This is a genomic window from Lactococcus termiticola, assembly GCF_003116835.1.
In the GTDB taxonomy this organism is placed as follows: domain Bacteria; phylum Bacillota; class Bacilli; order Lactobacillales; family Streptococcaceae; genus Lactococcus; species Lactococcus termiticola.
Window position 1 is genome coordinate 33,696 of record NZ_BFFO01000010.1, and the last position, 18,198, is coordinate 51,893.

Annotated in this window: 10 protein-coding genes and 1 other RNA gene; 3 read left to right on the plus strand and 8 right to left on the minus strand. The window is 47.8% G+C overall.

Features of this window, described 5'->3' with window-relative positions; genetic code table 11:
* Positions 1-82: 82 nt before the first annotated feature.
* Positions 83-1,549 (minus strand): nicotinate phosphoribosyltransferase, encoded by a 1,467-nt coding sequence (locus NtB2_RS07345; RefSeq protein ID WP_109246306.1) that lies wholly within the window; start codon positions 1,547-1,549, stop codon positions 83-85.
* Between the two features lie 217 nt (positions 1,550-1,766).
* Positions 1,767-8,561, minus strand: a complete 6,795-nt coding sequence (locus tag NtB2_RS08655; RefSeq protein WP_165814980.1) for a KxYKxGKxW signal peptide domain-containing protein — start codon at positions 8,559-8,561, stop codon at positions 1,767-1,769.
* A gap of 533 nt (positions 8,562-9,094) precedes the next feature.
* On the opposite strand from NtB2_RS08655, the gene NtB2_RS07405 reads away from it, so the two are divergent.
* Positions 9,095-9,679: a nicotinate-nucleotide adenylyltransferase gene (locus NtB2_RS07405; protein ID WP_109246317.1), complete on the plus strand. Its 585-nt coding sequence runs from the start codon at positions 9,095-9,097 to the stop codon at positions 9,677-9,679.
* A 77-nt stretch (positions 9,680-9,756) separates the two neighbouring features.
* Here the strand turns inward: NtB2_RS07405 and ssrA are convergent.
* The 3 genes from ssrA to NtB2_RS07420 all read right to left on the minus strand — a co-directional run bounded on the left by ssrA (position 9,757) and on the right by NtB2_RS07420 (position 11,091).
* Positions 9,757-10,117, minus strand: a transfer-messenger RNA (tmRNA) gene (gene ssrA, locus NtB2_RS07410).
* Between the two features lie 72 nt (positions 10,118-10,189).
* Positions 10,190-10,525 (minus strand): putative DNA-binding protein, encoded by a 336-nt coding sequence (locus NtB2_RS07415; protein ID WP_109246318.1) that lies wholly within the window; start codon positions 10,523-10,525, stop codon positions 10,190-10,192.
* 8 nt (positions 10,526-10,533) lie between these two features.
* The gene (locus NtB2_RS07420) at positions 10,534-11,091 is read right to left on the minus strand and encodes an MgtC/SapB family protein (protein ID WP_263970118.1); all 558 of its coding nucleotides are present in this window, start codon (positions 11,089-11,091) and stop codon (positions 10,534-10,536) included.
* A gap of 317 nt (positions 11,092-11,408) precedes the next feature.
* Between NtB2_RS07420 and NtB2_RS07425 the strand changes: the two genes are divergently transcribed.
* Together NtB2_RS07425 and NtB2_RS07430 are read left to right on the plus strand one after the other, a co-directional pair.
* Positions 11,409-12,119, plus strand: a complete 711-nt coding sequence (locus tag NtB2_RS07425) for a response regulator transcription factor (RefSeq protein ID WP_109246320.1) — start codon at positions 11,409-11,411, stop codon at positions 12,117-12,119.
* Between the two features lie 18 nt (positions 12,120-12,137).
* On the plus strand, positions 12,138-13,691 hold the full coding sequence (locus tag NtB2_RS07430; RefSeq protein ID WP_109246325.1) for a sensor histidine kinase: 1,554 nt from the start codon (positions 12,138-12,140) through the stop codon (positions 13,689-13,691).
* 30 nt (positions 13,692-13,721) lie between these two features.
* Here NtB2_RS07430 and NtB2_RS07435 read toward each other — a convergent pair whose 3' ends face one another.
* The 3 genes from NtB2_RS07435 to NtB2_RS07445 all read right to left on the minus strand — a co-directional run bounded on the left by NtB2_RS07435 (position 13,722) and on the right by NtB2_RS07445 (position 18,005).
* Positions 13,722-14,429, minus strand: coding sequence for a GntR family transcriptional regulator (locus tag NtB2_RS07435; RefSeq protein ID WP_109246321.1), 708 nt, complete (start codon positions 14,427-14,429; stop codon positions 13,722-13,724).
* A gap of 281 nt (positions 14,430-14,710) precedes the next feature.
* Positions 14,711-16,846 carry a transglycosylase domain-containing protein gene (locus NtB2_RS07440; protein WP_109246322.1) on the minus strand — a complete coding sequence of 712 codons (2,136 nt, stop codon included), beginning with the start codon at positions 16,844-16,846 and terminating at the stop codon, positions 14,711-14,713.
* A 31-nt stretch (positions 16,847-16,877) separates the two neighbouring features.
* Complete coding sequence (locus tag NtB2_RS07445) at positions 16,878-18,005, minus strand: hypothetical protein (RefSeq protein WP_109246323.1); 1,128 nt, start codon at positions 18,003-18,005, stop codon at positions 16,878-16,880.
* Positions 18,006-18,198 lie beyond the last annotated feature (193 nt).

Consider the following 18,198-nt stretch of genomic DNA (forward strand, 5'->3'; position numbering starts at 1 on the left):
TAGCACTATTATAATATAGAAAAAAAGCCCTGAAAAGAGCATTTTCATGATAAATTTATGGGAAATTCACAGATTAGACAGACTAATAAGTCTTGACTTTCGCCACTTTTTTACGGACATCGTTTATGAGTTGCATTTTATGATCCCAGAGCTTCTGTGAAAGGTCGACCGGATAGGCCTGGGGATTGAGGTCCCGCTTGTATTCGTCCCAGAGCTCGTCGAGTTTTTCCTTGGCGAAGGCCTTGATGGTTGTGATATTGGGCAGGTCATAGACCAGCTTGCCCGCCTCAAAAATCGGGCTGAGGAGTGGCTTCGCTTCAAAGTCAACGACAGTCTTATTGATAAAGGTATGGACCGGGTGGAACATGTATAGAGACGCTTCTTGTCTTGGGTCTTCATCATCAAAGGTCAGGTAGTCGCCCTCGGTCTTGCCATCTGTCTTCCGGCTGATCCGCCAAACCTGCTTCTTTCCTGGTGTTGAGACTTTTTCTGCATTATTAGAAAGCTTAATTGTATCCTGCATGAGGCCGTCATTAGACTCGATTGAGACGAGCTTGTAGACCGCTCCTAGTGCGGGCTGGTCATAGGCTGTGATGAGCTTGGTGCCCACGCCCCAGACGTCGATTTTAGCCTTCTGCATCTTCAGGCTAAGAATCGTGTTTTCGTCGAGGTCGTTGGAGGCGTAGATTTTCGCATCCGGGAAGCCAGCATCATCCAGCTGTTGGCGGACTTTTTTAGAAATGTAGGCCATGTCGCCAGAGTCAATCCGGACCCCTTGGAAATTGATCTTGTCGCCCATCTCCTTGGCCACTTGGATGGCCGCAGGCACGCCCACTCTTAGCGTATCAAATGTATCGACCAGGAAGACACAGTCCCGGTGGGTGCTGGCGTAGGCCTTGAAGGCCTCGTAATCATCGCCGTAGGATTGGACCAGGGCATGGGCGTGGGTCCCACTGGCAGGAATGCCGAAAATCTTGGCAGCACGGACATTGCTGGTCGCATCCGCCCCGCCGATATAGGCAGCACGGGTCCCCCAAATGGCTGCATCCATTTCCTGGGCCCGTCGTGTCCCAAATTCAAGCAGGGGCTCATCGCCGATAACCGACTTGATCCGTCCGGCCTTGGTCGCAATCAGGGTCTGGAAGTTGACGATATTGAGAATGGCGGTCTCGACCAGCTGACACTGGGCCAGTGGCCCTTCAATCTGCATCAGAGGTTCATTGGCAAAGACCAGCTCGCCTTCTTTGACCGAACGGACAGAACAGCTGAATTTCAAGTCTTTAAGATAAGCCAAAAAATCCTCAGGATAGTCCAAGTCTCTCAAGTAGGCGATGTCGCTTTCTGAGAATCTCAGATGTTTAAGATAGTCTACCACTCGCTCAAGGCCAGCAAAGATGGCATAGCCGTTTTCAAAGGGCAGACTCCGGAAAAAGACCTCAAAGACGGCCTTGCGGTCATGCCGGCCAAGTTGCCAATAGGTCTGCATCATATTGATCTGGTAGAGGTCGGTATGTAGGGTATAGCTATCGTCAGGATGATTCAAAGGCATGACGGTCTCCTTGATTAGGGTTTACTTTATTTATCTTAGCGTGTTTGTATTTCTTAGGATAATAAATGAAGGCTTTTTAGCAACTGCTTCACTCGTCTATTATAGCAAAAATCTGGCACGAACTGGGATAAGAAAAAGCCTAAGGGATATTCCCACAGACTTCTTCTCTTGCTTTTGAGAGATTGAGAGGGAGCTTTTCTAAAAGCTTTAGAAAAGCTTAGTCTTCTTCCTGCCCTTGGGCCTTTTTCTTCTTCTTCTTCTTCTTCTTCTTCCCAGCCAGGAGACCGAGACCTGTTGCAGCGATGAGGCCGAGACCCAGTCCAGAAAGTCCAAGACCTTCTTTGGTACCGGTGTCTGGAAGTGTATTTTGATTGCTGGTATCGCCATTATTGATGTAGCGAACACCTGGAGCTGCTCCGTAAGGGTAGTAAGCTGGCCCTGTGTTAGGAAGCAGGTTTTTATTTGCTGCACCTCCGCCTGTGCCTGGGCTGTTGCCAGGTTGGTTTGGTGCTGCGCTTGTAGAGCCACTATTGGATTCAGTGCTTGAGCCACTCTGTGATAGAGAGCTTGAGCTACTGTTTGACTGAGAAGCAGACTGGCTTGGCAAGCTACTTGTCGAATCACTCCGAGATTCTGAAATCGAGCTTGAGGTGCTTGATGACTCACTTTGCGACCTACTTGAAGAAAGTGAGCGTGAATCAGAGAGGGAAGCACTCTTTGAGCTACTGTTTGACAAGGATGTTGAGGTGCTGTCAGAACGGCTGTCTGAGAGTGACGTTGAATTGCTTGATGAAGTACTTGCTGATTCACTTCTTGAGTCTGAGAGTGATGAGCTGGTCGATATGCTTTCTGACAATGATGTCGACGTGCTCTCTGAGCGACTGTCTGAAAGCGAGGTCGACTTACTTGCAGATGTACTTGCCGACTCACTTCTTGAAGCTGAAAGTGATCCGGAACTACTCATTGACTCGCTAGCTGAGATTGAGGCTGATATTGATGATGAAAGTGATGAGCTCAATGACTGACTGTTTGAAATTGAGCTGGACTCGCTCATTGAGGCTGAGTTGGAGCTACTGTCTGAAAGCGAGGTCGACTTACTTTCTGAACGGCTGTTCGACAATGAGATAGATGTACTTACAGATTCACTTGAAGAGATCGAAGCCGATCCGCTCAATGACGCTGAGTTAGAACTACTGTCTGAAAGCGATGTTGACGTACTTTCTGAACGGCTGTTCGACAATGAGATTGAGGTACTTACTGACTCACTTGATGAGATTGAAGCCGAACCGCTCAATGACGCTGAGTGGGAACTACTGTCCGAAAGTGATTTTGAGGTGCTTTCAGAGCGACTCTCTGACAATGAAATAGATGTACTTGCTGAATCAGAATCTGATTTTGAGGTACTGGTAGATTTACTCAATGATACTGAGGTCGACGTGCTTGAAGACTCACTTGTTGAGACTGAAGCTGAGCCACTCAATGACGCTGAGTTGGAGCTACTATTTGAAAGTGATGTCGATGTGCTTTCTGAGCGACTTTCTGAGACTGAGCTTGAATTGCTCATTGACTCACTGTTTGAGATTGAGGTCGAAACAGATGATGACAGTGATGAACTCAAGGACTGGCTGTTAGAGATAGAGCTTGATGTACTTAGTGAAGCCGAGTTGGAGCTACTATCTGAGAGCGACTTGGAAGTACTCTGAGAACGACTCTCTGACAATGAAATCGATGTACTTGCAGATTCAGAATCTGATTTCGATGTACTGATTGAATTACTCAGCGACAGTGATGTCGACGTGCTTGATGACGTACTATCAGACTCACTTGTTGAGACTGAAGCTGAGCCACTCAATGAGGCAGAGTTCGAGCTACTATCTGAAAGTGAGGTCGATGTGCTTTCTGAGCGACTTTCTGAGACTGAGCTTGAATTGCTCATTGACTTGCTGTTCGAGATTGAGCTTGATACACTCAGTGAAGCTGAGTTGGAGCTACTGTCTGAAAGCGATGTCGATGTGCTTTGAGACCGGCTTTCTGATACTGAAATTGAGGTACTTGCAGATTCAGAATCTGATTTCGATGTACTGATTGACTTACTCAAAGAAAGTGACGTTGAAGTACTTGACGAAGTGCTTTCAGACTCACTTCTTGAGGCTGAAAGTGAACCTGAGGTGCTCAGCGATTCACTACCTGAGATTGAAGCTGATACTGAAGATGACAGTGATAAGCTCAATGATTGACTATTCGAGATTGAGCTTGACTCGCTCATAGAAGCTGAGTTTGAACTGCTGTCTGAGATAGACTTAGAAGTACTCTGAGAACGGCTTTCTGATAATGAAATTGAGGTACTTGCAGATTCAGAATCTGATTTTGAGGTGCTGATAGACTTACTCAAAGAAAGCGACGTTGAAGTACTTGACGAAGTGCTTTCAGACTCACTTCTTGAAGCTGAAAGTGAACCTGACGTACTCATTGACTCACTGCCAGAGATTGATGCTGAAACTGATGAAGAAAGTGATGAGCTCAACGACTCGCTGTTAGAGATAGAGCTAGATACACTCAGTGATGCTGAGTTGGAGCTACTATCTGATAACGATGTTGAAGTACTCTGAGAACGGCTGTCTGACAATGAAATCGAAGCACTTGCTGAATCAGAATCTGATTTAGAGCTACTGATAGACTTACTCAAAGAAAGCGACGTTGAAGTACTTGACGAAGCACTATCCGACTCACTTCTCGAAGCAGAAATCGAACCTGACCTACTCATTGACTCACTAGCAGAGATGGAGGCTGACACTGATGACGACAGTGATGAACTCAGCGACTCACTATTAGAGAGCGAACCAGACACAGACGAAGACATTGAAGTACTCAAGGACTGACTCGTCGAAATCGAGCTCGAAGCGCTCAATGAAGCCGAATTTGAACTACTATCTGAAAGTGAGGTCGATGTGCTCTCCGACCGACTATCAGAAATCGAGGTCGAGTTACTTGACGAGGTGCTCTCCGACTCACTTCTCGAATCCGATAGCGACCTTGATGTACTGCTTGACTCACTGTTTGAAATCGAAGCGGACACAGAGAAGGAGATCGATGTACTCAAGGACTCACTGCCCACAATCGATGTCGACATTGATGATGACAATGACGAGCTCAGTGACTGGCTGGTCGAGATAGATGATGAAGTCGACTGGCTGCTAGAGTCGTTGTTGGACAGTGATTTTGAAATCGATGTACTGATTGAGGTCGACACTGAATTTGACACAGAAGTCGAGTCTGACAGGCTGGCAGAAATACTTGAGCTTTCCTGATTAGACTGTGAATTACTCATAGAAAGTGAAGCGGATAAACTTTCACTGTCTACATTTGACCTTGAGTTGTTATCAGAGTTTGAAGCACTGACTGAGCGAGAACTGCTATTTGAAGCCGAATCAGAGATAGACTTAGAAACAGAGCTACTTTCACTCAGACTGGATGAGAGACTGCTTGAAAGCGAGCTGGATACTGAGCTAGATCCGCTGGTCGAATTGCTAATGCTCTCACTCTTTGAAGCGCTCAGTGAATTGCTCAGGCTGAGTGAAGTTGATACTGAGCTCGAGTCTGACCTAGACAGCGATGTGCTTGAGCTCTCCTGGTTGGACTGGCTCTTGCTCAGTGACAATGAAGCCGAGTATGAGGCTGACAGCGAGCTTGACAGGCTTGAGCTGGTCGACGTTGAGGCAGACTTAGAGGCTGACTCCTGGCCTGACTGGCTGTTGCTGGCTGACTTGCTGACCGAGTTGCTCTCAGAGAGTGAGCTTGACAGGCTTGAGCTGGTTGAGTTCGAGTCTGATGTGCTCTCGCTTGGGTTCATGCTCGGCCGGTTGGAAACGCTGGTCGAGGTCGAGATGCTGGCTGAGAGCGAGCTACTGTTGTTATTTGACAGGCTGGCTGATACTGAGCTTGATGCTGAACCGCTCAATGAGGCTGATTTAGAGAGCGAGCTTGATGCCGATTGGCTGGCTGACTGGCTCTTTGAGACATTGTTGCTCTGGCTGTTTGAGCTAGAGAGACTTGCTGATTGACTCAGTGAAATCGAGGTCGAGACTGAGCTACTCAGTGATTGACTCAGGCTGTTTGAGACAGAATTTTGATCCGAGATAGACTTAGACTCTGATGTGCTCTGAGAACTGCTAAATGATACAGACTTAGAGGCTGAGGTCGATGAGCTCTCACTTTGTGACTTGCTGATAGAAAGCGAGCGAGAATCACGGTTGGCCTCTGAATTTGAGGTTGAAGTCGACAGACTGCTTGAAGTGCTCTTGTCTTCTGAAAGGCTCTGGCTGACAGAGGTCGATGCTGAGCCGGATTTAGAGGCTGAGGTCGATGTGCTCTCACTTGACGACAGGCTGGCTGACTCTGAGGCAGAATTTGAGGCTGAAGCCGATTCAGACTTAGAACGGCTTGCCGATGCTGAGCCCGTGTCGCTTGGATTGTCAGAGAGGCTGGCTGAGAGGCTGCTTGAAACAGAGATAGAGTCGCTTGAGCTGTTTGAACGGCTGATGCTGATCGATGTGCTCTTGCTTTGTGAATCAAAAATCGAGTTTGAGTCAGAAGTACTCTTACTCAGACTGATACTGCCACTTCTACTGGCTGATTTCGACAGACTCGCAGAAATCGAGCTCGATGAAGAATTTGACGTCGACGTTGAGTTTGACTTGCTGACCACAATCGAAAGCGAGCTAGAGTTTGAGCTTGATGTGCTCAATGAAGCTGAGTTGCTTCGTGAGTCCTGGATGCTCTGGCTCTTGCTGGCTGAGTTTGATTTACTGTTATCCATCGAGATAGAACCGCTGATGGATGACGACAGCGAGCTACTTAGTGAATGTTCATCACTGCTAGATGTGCTCAGGCTGAGTGAACTTGAGCTAGATTCACTGGCAGTCATCGACAGTGAGAGCGAGTCTGAGCTTGACGCTGACAAGGAGATGCTGGTTGAATTACTCATCGAAGTCGAAATCTCAAATGACAGACTCTTGCTGGCTGAGTTTGAGGCAGACAGTGAGCTTGAGATAGAGTTTGAAGTACTCAGACTTGTTGACATCGACAGTGAGCTGGCAGTATCACGGACATAAGTGACCGTGACCGTTGTCGTGCCGGCCACATAGTTACCGTTGTAGTTGGTTATGCCAGAGGCAGACAGATTGCTACCGTAGGTCGTAGTGGTACCGTCAGGCTTTGTGACAGTCACGACAGAGTTCCAGAGGCCACCCTTGCTGTCTGTGATTTGATTGTCCCAGTTGTCAGTGGTCAGGTTACCACCCTGGAGACCAGTGTAGGTCTTTGGAGTATTTGTACCATCGAGGCCTGTCACGCTAGTGTTGACGGTCGCAGGAGAGGCCTTAAAGATGACCTGGAAGTCATTGGTTGAGGCTGTCCAGCTGTCTGGATTACTGGTATTTGATGTGATGGAGTAATTCCCGCTGTTATTGCTCTTGATAGCGTCTGCCTGGTCTTGGGATTCGCCGAGACCTGAATTATAGATGCTTCCGTTAGGTGCCTTGATACCTGCATATTCATAGCCTGCTGGTGTATTGGCAATCGTTGGACCCGTCAGTGTCGTGTCGCTCCCCCCTGTGACGGATGAGCGACTTGGCAATGGACTAGCCGTTCCAGGATTGCCATTAGCCCCTGGTGTATTGGCATCATAGGCATAGGTCCAGTTTGAGGTCTGCGTGTTTGGCGTGTAGGTGACGACACCGTCAGGCAGGGCTTCATTGTTGAAGAGGACAGGATTGGTCACACTTGTGATGGTATAACCTGGCAATGTAGGCACTGTAAACGAATAGTCTACGCCTGCAGGATTGCTCTCACCTTGAGCCATCAGGCCGATGGTCGAACCTTGGGCAGCCTTAATGGTTGATGGCGAGAGGGTCTTGTTTGAGCCTGTCACATACTTGATGGTCTGGGTATTGGTGGTCGAAGTACCAGCCAGGGTCGCTTGTCCAAAGTCGATAGAAAAAGTGTTATATACTTTACCAGCAGAACCAGCAATACCAAGGGCCATACTAGCATTTAACTTTTCACTCGCTGTGACAGTGGTGCTACCTGCAGTGTAAGAGATTGTCCCTGTTACCGTACCATCATTGTTGACAGCGGTTGGTGTCCATGAAAAGCTGATATTTTCAGTTGTAGACAGTGAAGCTTGAACAGCAGCTTGGTAGATTCCATAGTTTTTAAGTACATTTGCTCCATCAAATGTCCCTGATGTTCCTGAACCAAGATTTCCGCTTGGGTCAGTCCCACGGATAACAACATATGGGTTTGTTGCATCATACCAGTCTGGAAAGGTACCGTAAGGGTTGCCTGTTAGATTAGTGTCTGTTGTATTATTTTTATGTACATCTCGTCCGATGAAAAGTGAGCTCTTTAGATTACCAATTCCGTACTGACTCCCTGTCCCTCCAGTACCGATTTTAGTCACATCTGGTGTTAAAATCAGACCGAAGCTATCACCGTCATTATTAGCTGAAATCGTCTTATAATTCGTTATCCCAGTAAAGCTGATAGGATGTGTCATGTCAAAGTTCGCACCAAATACAGCGGCACCCGCAGTATTTGAGTTATCATTGACAAAGCTCATCTTGTAGTTAGTCGACTGCAGGTTTGGTGTATTGGTTCCAGTATCCGCCCAAATGGCTGGTTTTGTCCCTGATCCCACCAAATCCCAAAGCGTTTTGTTTTTCAAAACAGAACTGTTAAAGGTGTAATTAGCGGTATCAGAAGCTTGGCCTGGTACCAGCGTCGAATTGAGGACGTCTCTCGTTTGCAGGGACTGGCCTGAGGGGATGGTCGTCCCGCTAGCTGTCCCATTTGTGTTTGCATCTGCTGCCTCAACGATGACGGCCTGCTCGACCATGCTTCCGCCGACCAGAGCTGAGACCGTTCCGATTGCCGCGTACATCCAGCGTTTCTTCGCCTTGTACATCCGATAATGCAACTTCGGATCCGACTGCAATTTGCCTTTTTTTTGCATTAAAATCTTCCTTCCCTTAAAAACTCCAAATCATTACTGACAACTCCAGTTTCCCTAGAACTGTTGACTGAGATGTCAATCATTTGAATGACTATTGACATATATTAAGAAATATACATCCAAATAAATAAAATCCTTGCTAAAAAATCTCGTATATAGAGAGCTTTCATATATGTATGGAAAGCTTGATTTTTCCTGAGGTGATGGGTGTAAAAGCTCTGTTTTACCCTCTGTAGGAAGACAACAGAAAAAACCTCTCAAAATTTCTTATCAAAGGTTCATATTTTTGTGCAGCAAAAAAAACCTCCTCATAAAACTCCAGTTAAGGCAAGACCTTGCTTCCTACACAAGATCTATAAGATCTGTACGATCTATAATCTCCCAGCCTATCCTGAATTGATATGACCCAATTATAATATATAGATTAAATTTAATCAATACCAAAATGTCAATATGATAAAAATATGATAAAATTCCTTTTCAATATCACAATTTTATGAGAAATATGCTGAAAATCATAGTATAATAAAGGCATGAAAAAAAGAATCGGAATCCTCGGCGGTAATTTCAACCCCATCCATAATATCCACCTGATGATCGCCGACCAGGTCGCTCAAAGGATGAAGCTGGACAAGGTCTATCTCATGCCGGAATTTCTTCCTCCACATGTCGATGAAAAGACGACCATCCCTGCAGAACATCGCCTGCAGATGCTTGAACTCGCCATCTCAGCTAATGCCAGACTCGCCATCGAAGACTGCGAAATCAAGCGGGGCGGTAAGTCCTATAGCTACGACACCATGCTAGAGCTCAAGGCTAAGCATCCTGATAATGACTACTTCTTCATCATTGGCGGTGACATGGTTGACTACCTGCCTAAGTGGCACAGGATCGACGAGCTTATCGAGCTGGTCAGCTTCATCGCCATCCAGCGGGGGGATGAGCAGGTCGAGTCAAAGTATCCTGTGACCTGGCTGGAGTTGCCGACTTCTAACCTTTCTAGTTCTGATATCCGGGAGATGATTGAGCAGGGGATTGAGCCGGCTTATTTAGTTCCTGAAGCTGTGCTTGAGTACATTAAAGAGAATGGACTTTATCAAAAAAATCCTAGCTTATGAGCTGGGATTTTTTTGACGATTATAAAAACACCCTATGAGGTGTTTTTATTGGATAGGCTATCTATCATTAGCTTACTTAATGGAGGCGAGGGGAGTCGAACCCCTGTCCAAGCGTCTTGCACACATCAACCTCTACAACCATAGGACTTCCTTAAATCTTACTGGACGAGCAAGAAAGTCTCAAAGAAGAACATCCAGCGATGCCCTTTATCTCTTTTAGCCAGTCAGGACAAGCTGACTAACGTATCAGACTAAAGTTAGCACTTGAGCCCTGCCATCTGCGAGCAAAGCCAAGCGACACAGGCTGGGGTTTAGGCAGCTACTGCGTAAGTGTTTGTGTTATTTTTAGCAGTTATATTTATCTGCGGATGATTATCCTGATCCCTCAGCAGTTGCAGTTCATGGGCAGATAACGCCTGTCGAATCCAGAACGCCCCCGTGAAGCCTTATTATAGCACATTTATGCTGGCTTGGGCAAGCTGACTGCTTGTCGAAATTCCTAGTCCCAGTCTAAAACTCCTCTTCATCAATCTTCTGAATCTCTCTCAAGCGGGACAGCAGGACTTCGTCCCCAGCATAGTCCTCCAAGAGCCTATCAATCATCTGATTTCTGACAATGTAATTACTATAAAGATGGAGCTTCTCCTCATAGCCTTCAAGGACCTTCTCGGTCCGCTTGATATTGTCATAGACGGCCTGGCGGGAAATGTCAAATTCCTCCGCAATCTCGGCCAGACTGTAGTCATCAGCATAATAGAGCTCGATGTAGTTCATTTGTTTGTCTGTGAGTAAGGTCGCATAAAACTCAAAAAGTGAGTTCATCCGGTTGGTTTTTTCGATTTCCATAAGACTTTCTAGTATTCAAGGAGCCTGAGGCTGGGCTCTTGATTCATGCGTTTGATAAATTGATAAAAATCCTGATCACCTCCGGCCTTGAGCTGGAGGCTGATTTTTTGTTGGTCAAATTCTCGCTTGATTTTAATGTTAATCAAGACCATCTCTTCTGCTTTAAGGCTCTCTTCGATAAAGGTCAGGGCATCAAAATCAGCGTCAAAGCTCATGAAGACCTGCTCTTGGAGCTGGTTGGGGAGCCATTTCATGTTCCGATGAAGGAGGGATTGAAAGACGAGAATCATCAGCGTGGCAAAGATGCCGAGGAGATAGAGCCGGCCACCAATCGCCATGCCAATGCCTGCTGTCGCCCAGACACCGGCTGCAGTTGTCAAGCCATTGACCAAGTTATGACGGACAAAAATCATGCCCGCCCCAAGAAATCCAATGCCCGAGACGATTTGAGCAGCCACACGGGAAGGGTCAAAACTGACCTGTTGGCTGGCCAGATCCAAAAAGCCGTATTTGGAGACAAGCATGATTAGGCAGGCAGCGAGGGCAACAATCAAATGGGTCCTCACGCCCGCTTCTTTGAGGCGGTGGCCCCGCTCAAAGCCAATCGCATTGCCACAGCTGAAGCCAGGACCAGCTGGAGACTCCAGATGATTTCTTGATTCAGATGCATATTCAGTCTGCCTCCTTCCTCATCTCTTCCTATATACAGACCGTGATTTCTCTTATTATTTTATCATAAATGGCCCCTGAAAAAAAGCCATGCTGCTAACTCGCTAAAGCGAGAACAAGCAAACAGAAGTCGCTATGACGAACTTCCTGGCTAGCCCATTAAGAAAAAGACAAAAAATTGTCGTTTTTCTTTTTTTCCGTTATAATGAAAAGTATGAAAAAGATGCTTATCGCAGATGACGATCGTGGGATTTTGACCCTCCTATCTTTTAATTTTAGGCAGGAAAAAGACTTCGAGGTTACGACTGCAAATGATGGCCAGGAAGCTTTGGACATGGCCTTGAAAAATCCTTATGACCTGATCCTATTGGATCTGATGATGCCAAGTTATGACGGGATTGAAATCACAAAGAAATTGCGTAAAAAAGGGATTTATACGCCAATCTTGATTCTCACAGCCAGAGAAGACGACCAGATGAAGCTCAAGGGACTGGAATCCGGCTCTGACGACTATCTGGATAAGACCACGCCCATGAAGGAAATCATCGCCCGGGCCAAAGGCCTCATCCGCCGTCACCAGCAATATGACCAGCAGTCTGGCTCTGACATGCCAGATGAAAAAACAAGCAAGGCCCAGCAGGACTTTGGTCGTCTCCATATCAACTATGATAAAAAGGTCATCCGCTTGGATGAACACCGCCTTGACCTGACCAAACGTGAATTTGAGATTCTAGAAATGCTGATTGACCACGAGGGAGAGGTCATTTCACGGGAAGGCCTGATTCAGCACTTCTGGGGTGTGGATACGCCGACGGAGACCCGGACTATCGACGTCCTCGTCAGCAAAATTCGCAAGAAGCTCGACAATCAATACATCAAGACCAAACGTGGCTTTGGTTACTATTTCGACCCTGCCAACTCATAGGATTAAATCATGAAAAAAATGAAATTGAGGAATGCCATCCTCATCACGGTCGGCTATATTCTGGCCTGTATCCTGGTCATCAGCCTGCTCTGTAGCTCTATCACAGGCTCTGATACCAATCGCGTCATCACAAACATCAGCAATGTCAAGCATCTGATCAGCGATTATCCTGATGCCCCTCTGCCACCAAACGTCAAAATCCTGCCTGGCGATAGCAATACCAGCGAGACCCGCAAGATTCGAGACGGGGCCAACTACGCCCAGCAGCTGAGCTCAGGTCGGATTACCATCACGAGTCCCATCTATGACAATGCTCAAATCACAAAGTACATCCAGTCATCTGACACGAGGACACCGGTCAACTTTATCATTGCCATCATCCTCTTCTTCGCAGTCGCCGTCTATGCTGCCTTTGCCTTCTACTATCTGGTAGTCGTCCGTCGGAGAAACCTTTATACAGAAGAGACGGTCGCCAAGATTAAAAACATCGAACGGAGCCCGCTGACCCAGTCTTATCTGATCAGTGAAAATGATGACAAGATTACCATTGCCTTGAATAAGCTCGGCGAAAGCATCCAGGCCCAGGCCCTCTCTCATGCTGAGAAAAAGGAAAATCTTTATGAATTCATTGAATTCTTCCAATTTCCTATCTTTATCTATAGTGCCAAGGGGATCATCAAGCGGTCTAATGCTGCCTTCCAAAATGAATTCTCAGATTCTGAAAATCTGGATATCTTCAGTCCTTATTCTGAATTTTTAAGCTTCCTGGTCGACAAGATGCTCCACCCGACCATGCAAGAGAAGGTCTTCTACTTTGAAGACATCAATGCCCACTATCAGATTCGGATCACGCCACTTCCAGAATTGGAAAGTCGCTTCCTCGTGACCATGCTCGACGTCACCCGTTACCGGCAGATGGTCGATGCCCACAATGACTTCGTTGCCGACATCAGCCATGAGCTCAAGACCCCATTGACTTCTATCAAAGGCTTTGCTGAAATCATCGACTCTGATACGGCCAATCCTGAAGAAAAACAGGAATTTACCAAGATTATCAAGACTGAGGCCAGCCGGCTGACCGACCTGGTCCAGGATATTTTACAGTTGACCAAGCAAAACCGCAAGGTCAAGAAGGAAAAGCTGGAGATGGATGAATTTGTCCAGACCATCCTCAACCGCTTCAAGCCACAAATCCAGGCTAAAAATCTGACATTGAACAGCCAGATTGAAGTTCTGAAAGGCCAGAGCAATCCGATGATGCTGGACTCTATCCTGACCAATCTCATCTCAAACGCCATCAACTATACTCAGGCTGGCGGGAAAATCTATGTTGGCCTTCACAAGGAGGCGGGACGTCCCGTCTTCACCGTCGCTGACAACGGCCCAGGCCTGACCGAGCTCCAAAAGAGCCGGATATTTGACCGCTTCTACCGGACCGACCAAAGCCGTGGCAAGACTGAAGGCACGGGCCTTGGACTTGCTATTGTCCAGAAAAATGTGCAGGAGCTGGGTGGTCAGATTGATTTAGTTTCTGTTTTGGATAAGGGGACGACATTTACTGTGACTTTGTAGAATGAAAAAAGGACTCGCTCACGAGTCCTTTTAACGTTCCAAATAAAATTCAAAGCGTTCAGCCGCATACTGGGAAAGCACGTACTCAAAGGCCCGGCCGTCAGTCAGATATGACACCTGCGTCAGGGCAAGGATGGCCTCGCCCGCCTTCATGTCCAGCTGGCTTGAAATCTCCCGGCTGACCTTTTTGGCCGAGATGACCTGCTCGCTGTGGCCAATCTCTAGGCCGTGTTCCTGCATGGTCTTGAAGAAATTGCTGGTAATCCCCTTTTTATCAAAATCCTTGACCAAGTCAAAGGGAATACTGGCCACCTCAAAGCAGATAGGCAGCTGGTCTGCAAAGCGGACCCGCTCCATCCGGATGATACTGTCCTGCTTGGACAGGCCCAGCTTTTCAGCCTCTACTTCATTAGGTAAAGTCTTAGAATAGCTCAGGACCTTGCTCGAGGGCTTCTTGCCCTGGGCCGTGATGATTTCCGTGAAAGAGGTCGTCCCCCGCATCTTCTCCCGCACCCGACGACTGGCGACATAGGTACCAGAGCCCACTCGGCGATCAAGGATCCCCTCTTCTACCAGTGCCGTGATGGCCTGACGAGCTGTCATCCGAGAGACCTCAAAACGATCCGCTAGGTCCCGCTCACTCGGCAGGCGTTCGCCAATCTTCCAGACCGACTCCTCGATTTCTTCTTTTAGGGCATCATGAATCTTAATATAATTGGGCAGGCTCTTAGCCGTCATCTTTGATTTCTCCAGGTATAAGAATATATACTATTATATCACAAAGTGGTATGGTCCAAAAAAGAGAGCTAAGCGGTCTAAGGAGTCCCTTTCCTTCCAGAAATTCTGAAACACATTCTGAGTCCATCTTCCTGGCTTTACCACTAGGCTTTCATTGCTAAAAGGCGAGCCCTTTCGGTCTCGCCTTTTGTCTTTTTCATAGTGCTTTCAAAATTTTCTCCACTGCACTCAATCAAAATTTTAATTTTGATTATTCATATCCTTCTTGTCCTACTAATTCGCTAATTCGCCCCATAAACCTTAGCCGGATCCAGCAACTGGTCCTGGCTGTGCTGATTATAGTAATTCTGCAAATCATCTGAAAGCTTCGGAGCCTTAGGATTCAGCCCTTGGACGGCCTTGATATCAGCCGAATTTGCTGGCTGGGTCACATCTGGAATCTGTGGAACTGCGTTCGATGCGGCCAGTCGCTGGCCTGTATAAGTGAAGGGGGACATGTCCCTGCCCTGATTCATATAGCGGATCGTGTTATTGAGCAGGTAGACCCGGACGTTATTTTCGACATCTATCGGAGCGGCTGGAATATAGTACTTCCCACTCATGTCAGGCGAGCCAGCCCAGACTGAAGTTGAGACCCCGCTTGAGGTGGCCGCCATCCAGGCATCAGGTGCCCCCTGGCTTCTGGCCGGCTCCGTCGCTGACTCTGGGAAATTCGACAGACCTGACTTAGTCGCAAAGGCTCCTGGCCACTGGGGCTGTGCCGCATAGGGCTCAGAGCCGTTGGACTGGGTCACATTTTGCATGAGATTGACCAATGTCTGGGCAGTGCTTGAGCTCATGGCCCGCTGGCTCTCGCTCTCAGGGAGAGGGAGGTCTTGGCCGTTGACCTTGATGGAAGCAATCGCTGTCGGCGTGACCCTCAAGCCGTCGTTCCCGATGGCTGAATAGGCCGAAGCCTCCTGCAGTGTGGAAATATTGTAGCCGATGGCCTGAGCTTCATCATAACCAGCTGAAGCAATCCCCAGTGGCTTCATGATGCTGTTCTTCTGCTCTGTCGAGGTCATCTGGAAGGTCTGCAAAGCTGCTGAGTTCAGGGAATCCCCGAGGGCAAAGGCCACAGAGACCGGCCCGTAGTTATTGCCACCATAGTTAGCCAGTGGCGTGCCGTCAGAGTAACTGCTAGCGTTACCGTTCAGCGTGCTATTGGCATTGATATAGCCATATTCCAGAGCTGGTGCATAGTCAAGCAGGGGCTTGATGGTCGAGCCTGAAGATCGGACCGCTGAAATTGGCAGGAGGGGATTGTCAGAGTTGGTGTTGAGACCTAAGATATGGCCGGTCTTGGTGTCAACGACAGAGATGGCCGTCAGGATGCCTTTAGGGAGCTCAGCGCGAGGGAGATTTTCCGTCATGCTGGCCGCCTGGTGATCAGCGACTGTCTGGAGATAGTCGAGCTGGCTCTTCGTCGCATAGGTCTTGATTTCGATGGTCGCATTCTTTGGCAGGGCCATGCTGGCGACCTCATTTTGGACCTGGGCAATGTAGGCCTGGTAGGCCTTAGGGACGCCTTGAGAGGAACCCAGGTTAATCTTGAGCTCGCTCTTGACTGCCTTGATGGCCATATCATAGTCGCTAGAAGAGATAATATTCTCTTCCTTCATCACGCCAAGGACCGTCGTTGCCCGCTTCTTACCTGCTGCATCAAACTGCTGGGTATAGGTCGATGGAGCCTGACCAAGCCCGGCCATAAAGGCAATCTGAGCCAGGTAAAGGCCCTTGTCTTTTGGCTTATCCGCTGGCTTGCCAAAGAGATTGTACCAAGCAGCATTGACACCAATCGTATCAGGCGTCAGGCGGAGTGTGTTCAGATAGGCCGCCAGGATATCATTTCTCGAATAGCGATTAGCAATCGAGTGGGCATCCATTAGCTCGGTCAACTTCCGGGAGAGGGTCTTGTCTGATTTGTAGCCACCTAGGGCCAGGTTTTTTGCCAGCTGTTGGTCAATGGTCGAGCCTCCCCGGGCCTCTGAGCCCAGATGGAGTCGAGCCAGGAGTTCTGAGGCAAAGGCGTTCAAAATCCCCTTAATCGAATAGCCCTTGGTCTTACGGCTATAAAAGCTACTATCCTCAACGGCTAGTAGAGCCTTGATATAAAGGTCGGGTACATTTTGTTCATTGCCAGAAACGACGGCAGGGACATACTTATAGACCGAGCTAGAGCCCTGGATGACTGCCCCGTTCTGGTCTGTGATGGTAAAGGACTGGGCCAGAGGACTGCTCGAGTTTTGTAGCTCGATGGTCCGGGCATTATGGGCATCCTTGTGAAGGAGGACGACACCTGCCGTAAAGGCCACAGCCGTCAGCCCCAAGACAATCAAAAGCAGGATTGCTAGGAGCTTTTTAATGATATTTTTCATGAGATGTCATTCCAATTTATCTTTAAGGCCGTCAAGGCTTTTGAGTCGTGCTTGAAGATGGTGTAGTGCCACTGCTTTCTGGCGTCTGGTCTTTCTTGTCATCTGACTTATCGGCCGATGAACTTGCTGTCGGCTTAGTCTTCGTAGCTGTGTAGAGGGTGACGGTCTTGCCTTTGACAATCCGCTGATAGTTCTCAAGGGCTGGCTCTTGCCGGGTCACAATGGCCTTGTCACCATCCTCCTGATCGTCAGCCAGCTTGACCTTGTAGGCCAGTCCCTGCATCTTTGCCTTGACCTGGGCCATGGTCATACCCTGGAAGTTATCGAGGGGCACACTGCCTTCAGTGAGGGCCTTAGATTTGTCCACCTTGGCTTTGAGGGCCTGGATTTCCTTGGTCTTCTGGTTAATGCTTTCTTTCATCGTCAAATAGTTCGACAATTTCGTCATCACAGGATTAAATTCCTGGATCAGGCTACCGGTCTGACTAAAGCTGGCCTGGTAGCTGGCTGTAGTCAGCTGGTCGTAGTTCTTGCTGGCTGTGATGAACTGATTAAAGTTGCTGATGTTGTCATTGGCCGTGCCCAAGGTCTCGATAGCCGTCTGAAGGTTGCTGGCTGTGGTCTCATTGTCAGCTGTGGCGAGGCTCTCGGCTGAGGTCTTTGAGAGGTCAGCCAGGCTATTGACTTGTTGCATGAACTGCTCCAAGCTCTTGGTCGTTAGAAGCGCTAGGGCATCTGTGACCGTCTTAGTCACCGTGACTAGTCTGGCATTGTCATAGTCGGTCTGGAGCATGTCCATATCGTCATCTGTCGCCTTCATGGCCTTTTTCAGGCTGGGCAGGGATGCTGTGTACTTGTCTGTGGGCAGGCTTCCATCTTCGATTTGATTGATGAGTTTCTCATTTGTAGGCAAATCTTTAGCAAAGCTGGTCGAAGCGACAGAGAGATAGTCGTCAAGGGCATTGTTCTTGAGCTTTTTGATAAAAAGATTGTCCTCAGGAGCAATGTTGGTCCGCTCAACGACCTCTTTTTGTGAGAGCTCGCTCAGGCTTGGATAGTCCTTGTAGAGGATGTTTCGCCCGAGCACGCCCGCCGTCCCAATGACCAGCACAAAAAAGACTGCTAAAACAATAAATAAGATTTTCTGCCAGCCCTTCATGCTCGCCCTCTTCTTTCCTATATATTACTTAAAGTATAGCAAAATTAGGGTTTTGAGACAATAATAAAACGGCTCTTTGTCAAATCGTGTGGGATTTAAAATCTCAAAGATAATAGGTAACCTCGGTTGCCTATTTTTTTATATGTTCATAAGGAATACCCGTTTCCTAAAGTTTCTAAAAGTCCTGAAACCA

Coding starts and splice junctions, on each gene's coding strand:
- NtB2_RS07345 (WP_109246306.1), bottom strand. CDS start 1,549: ATGCCTTTGAATCATCCTGACGATAGCTATACCCTACATACCGACCTC.
- NtB2_RS08655 (WP_165814980.1), bottom strand. CDS start 8,561: ATGCAAAAAAAAGGCAAATTGCAGTCGGATCCGAAGTTGCATTATCGG.
- NtB2_RS07405 (WP_109246317.1), top strand. CDS start 9,095: ATGAAAAAAAGAATCGGAATCCTCGGCGGTAATTTCAACCCCATCCAT.
- NtB2_RS07415 (WP_109246318.1), bottom strand. CDS start 10,525: ATGGAAATCGAAAAAACCAACCGGATGAACTCACTTTTTGAGTTTTAT.
- NtB2_RS07425 (WP_109246320.1), top strand. CDS start 11,409: ATGAAAAAGATGCTTATCGCAGATGACGATCGTGGGATTTTGACCCTC.
- NtB2_RS07430 (WP_109246325.1), top strand. CDS start 12,138: ATGAAATTGAGGAATGCCATCCTCATCACGGTCGGCTATATTCTGGCC.
- NtB2_RS07435 (WP_109246321.1), bottom strand. CDS start 14,429: ATGACGGCTAAGAGCCTGCCCAATTATATTAAGATTCATGATGCCCTA.
- NtB2_RS07440 (WP_109246322.1), bottom strand. CDS start 16,846: ATGAAAAATATCATTAAAAAGCTCCTAGCAATCCTGCTTTTGATTGTC.
- NtB2_RS07445 (WP_109246323.1), bottom strand. CDS start 18,005: ATGAAGGGCTGGCAGAAAATCTTATTTATTGTTTTAGCAGTCTTTTTT.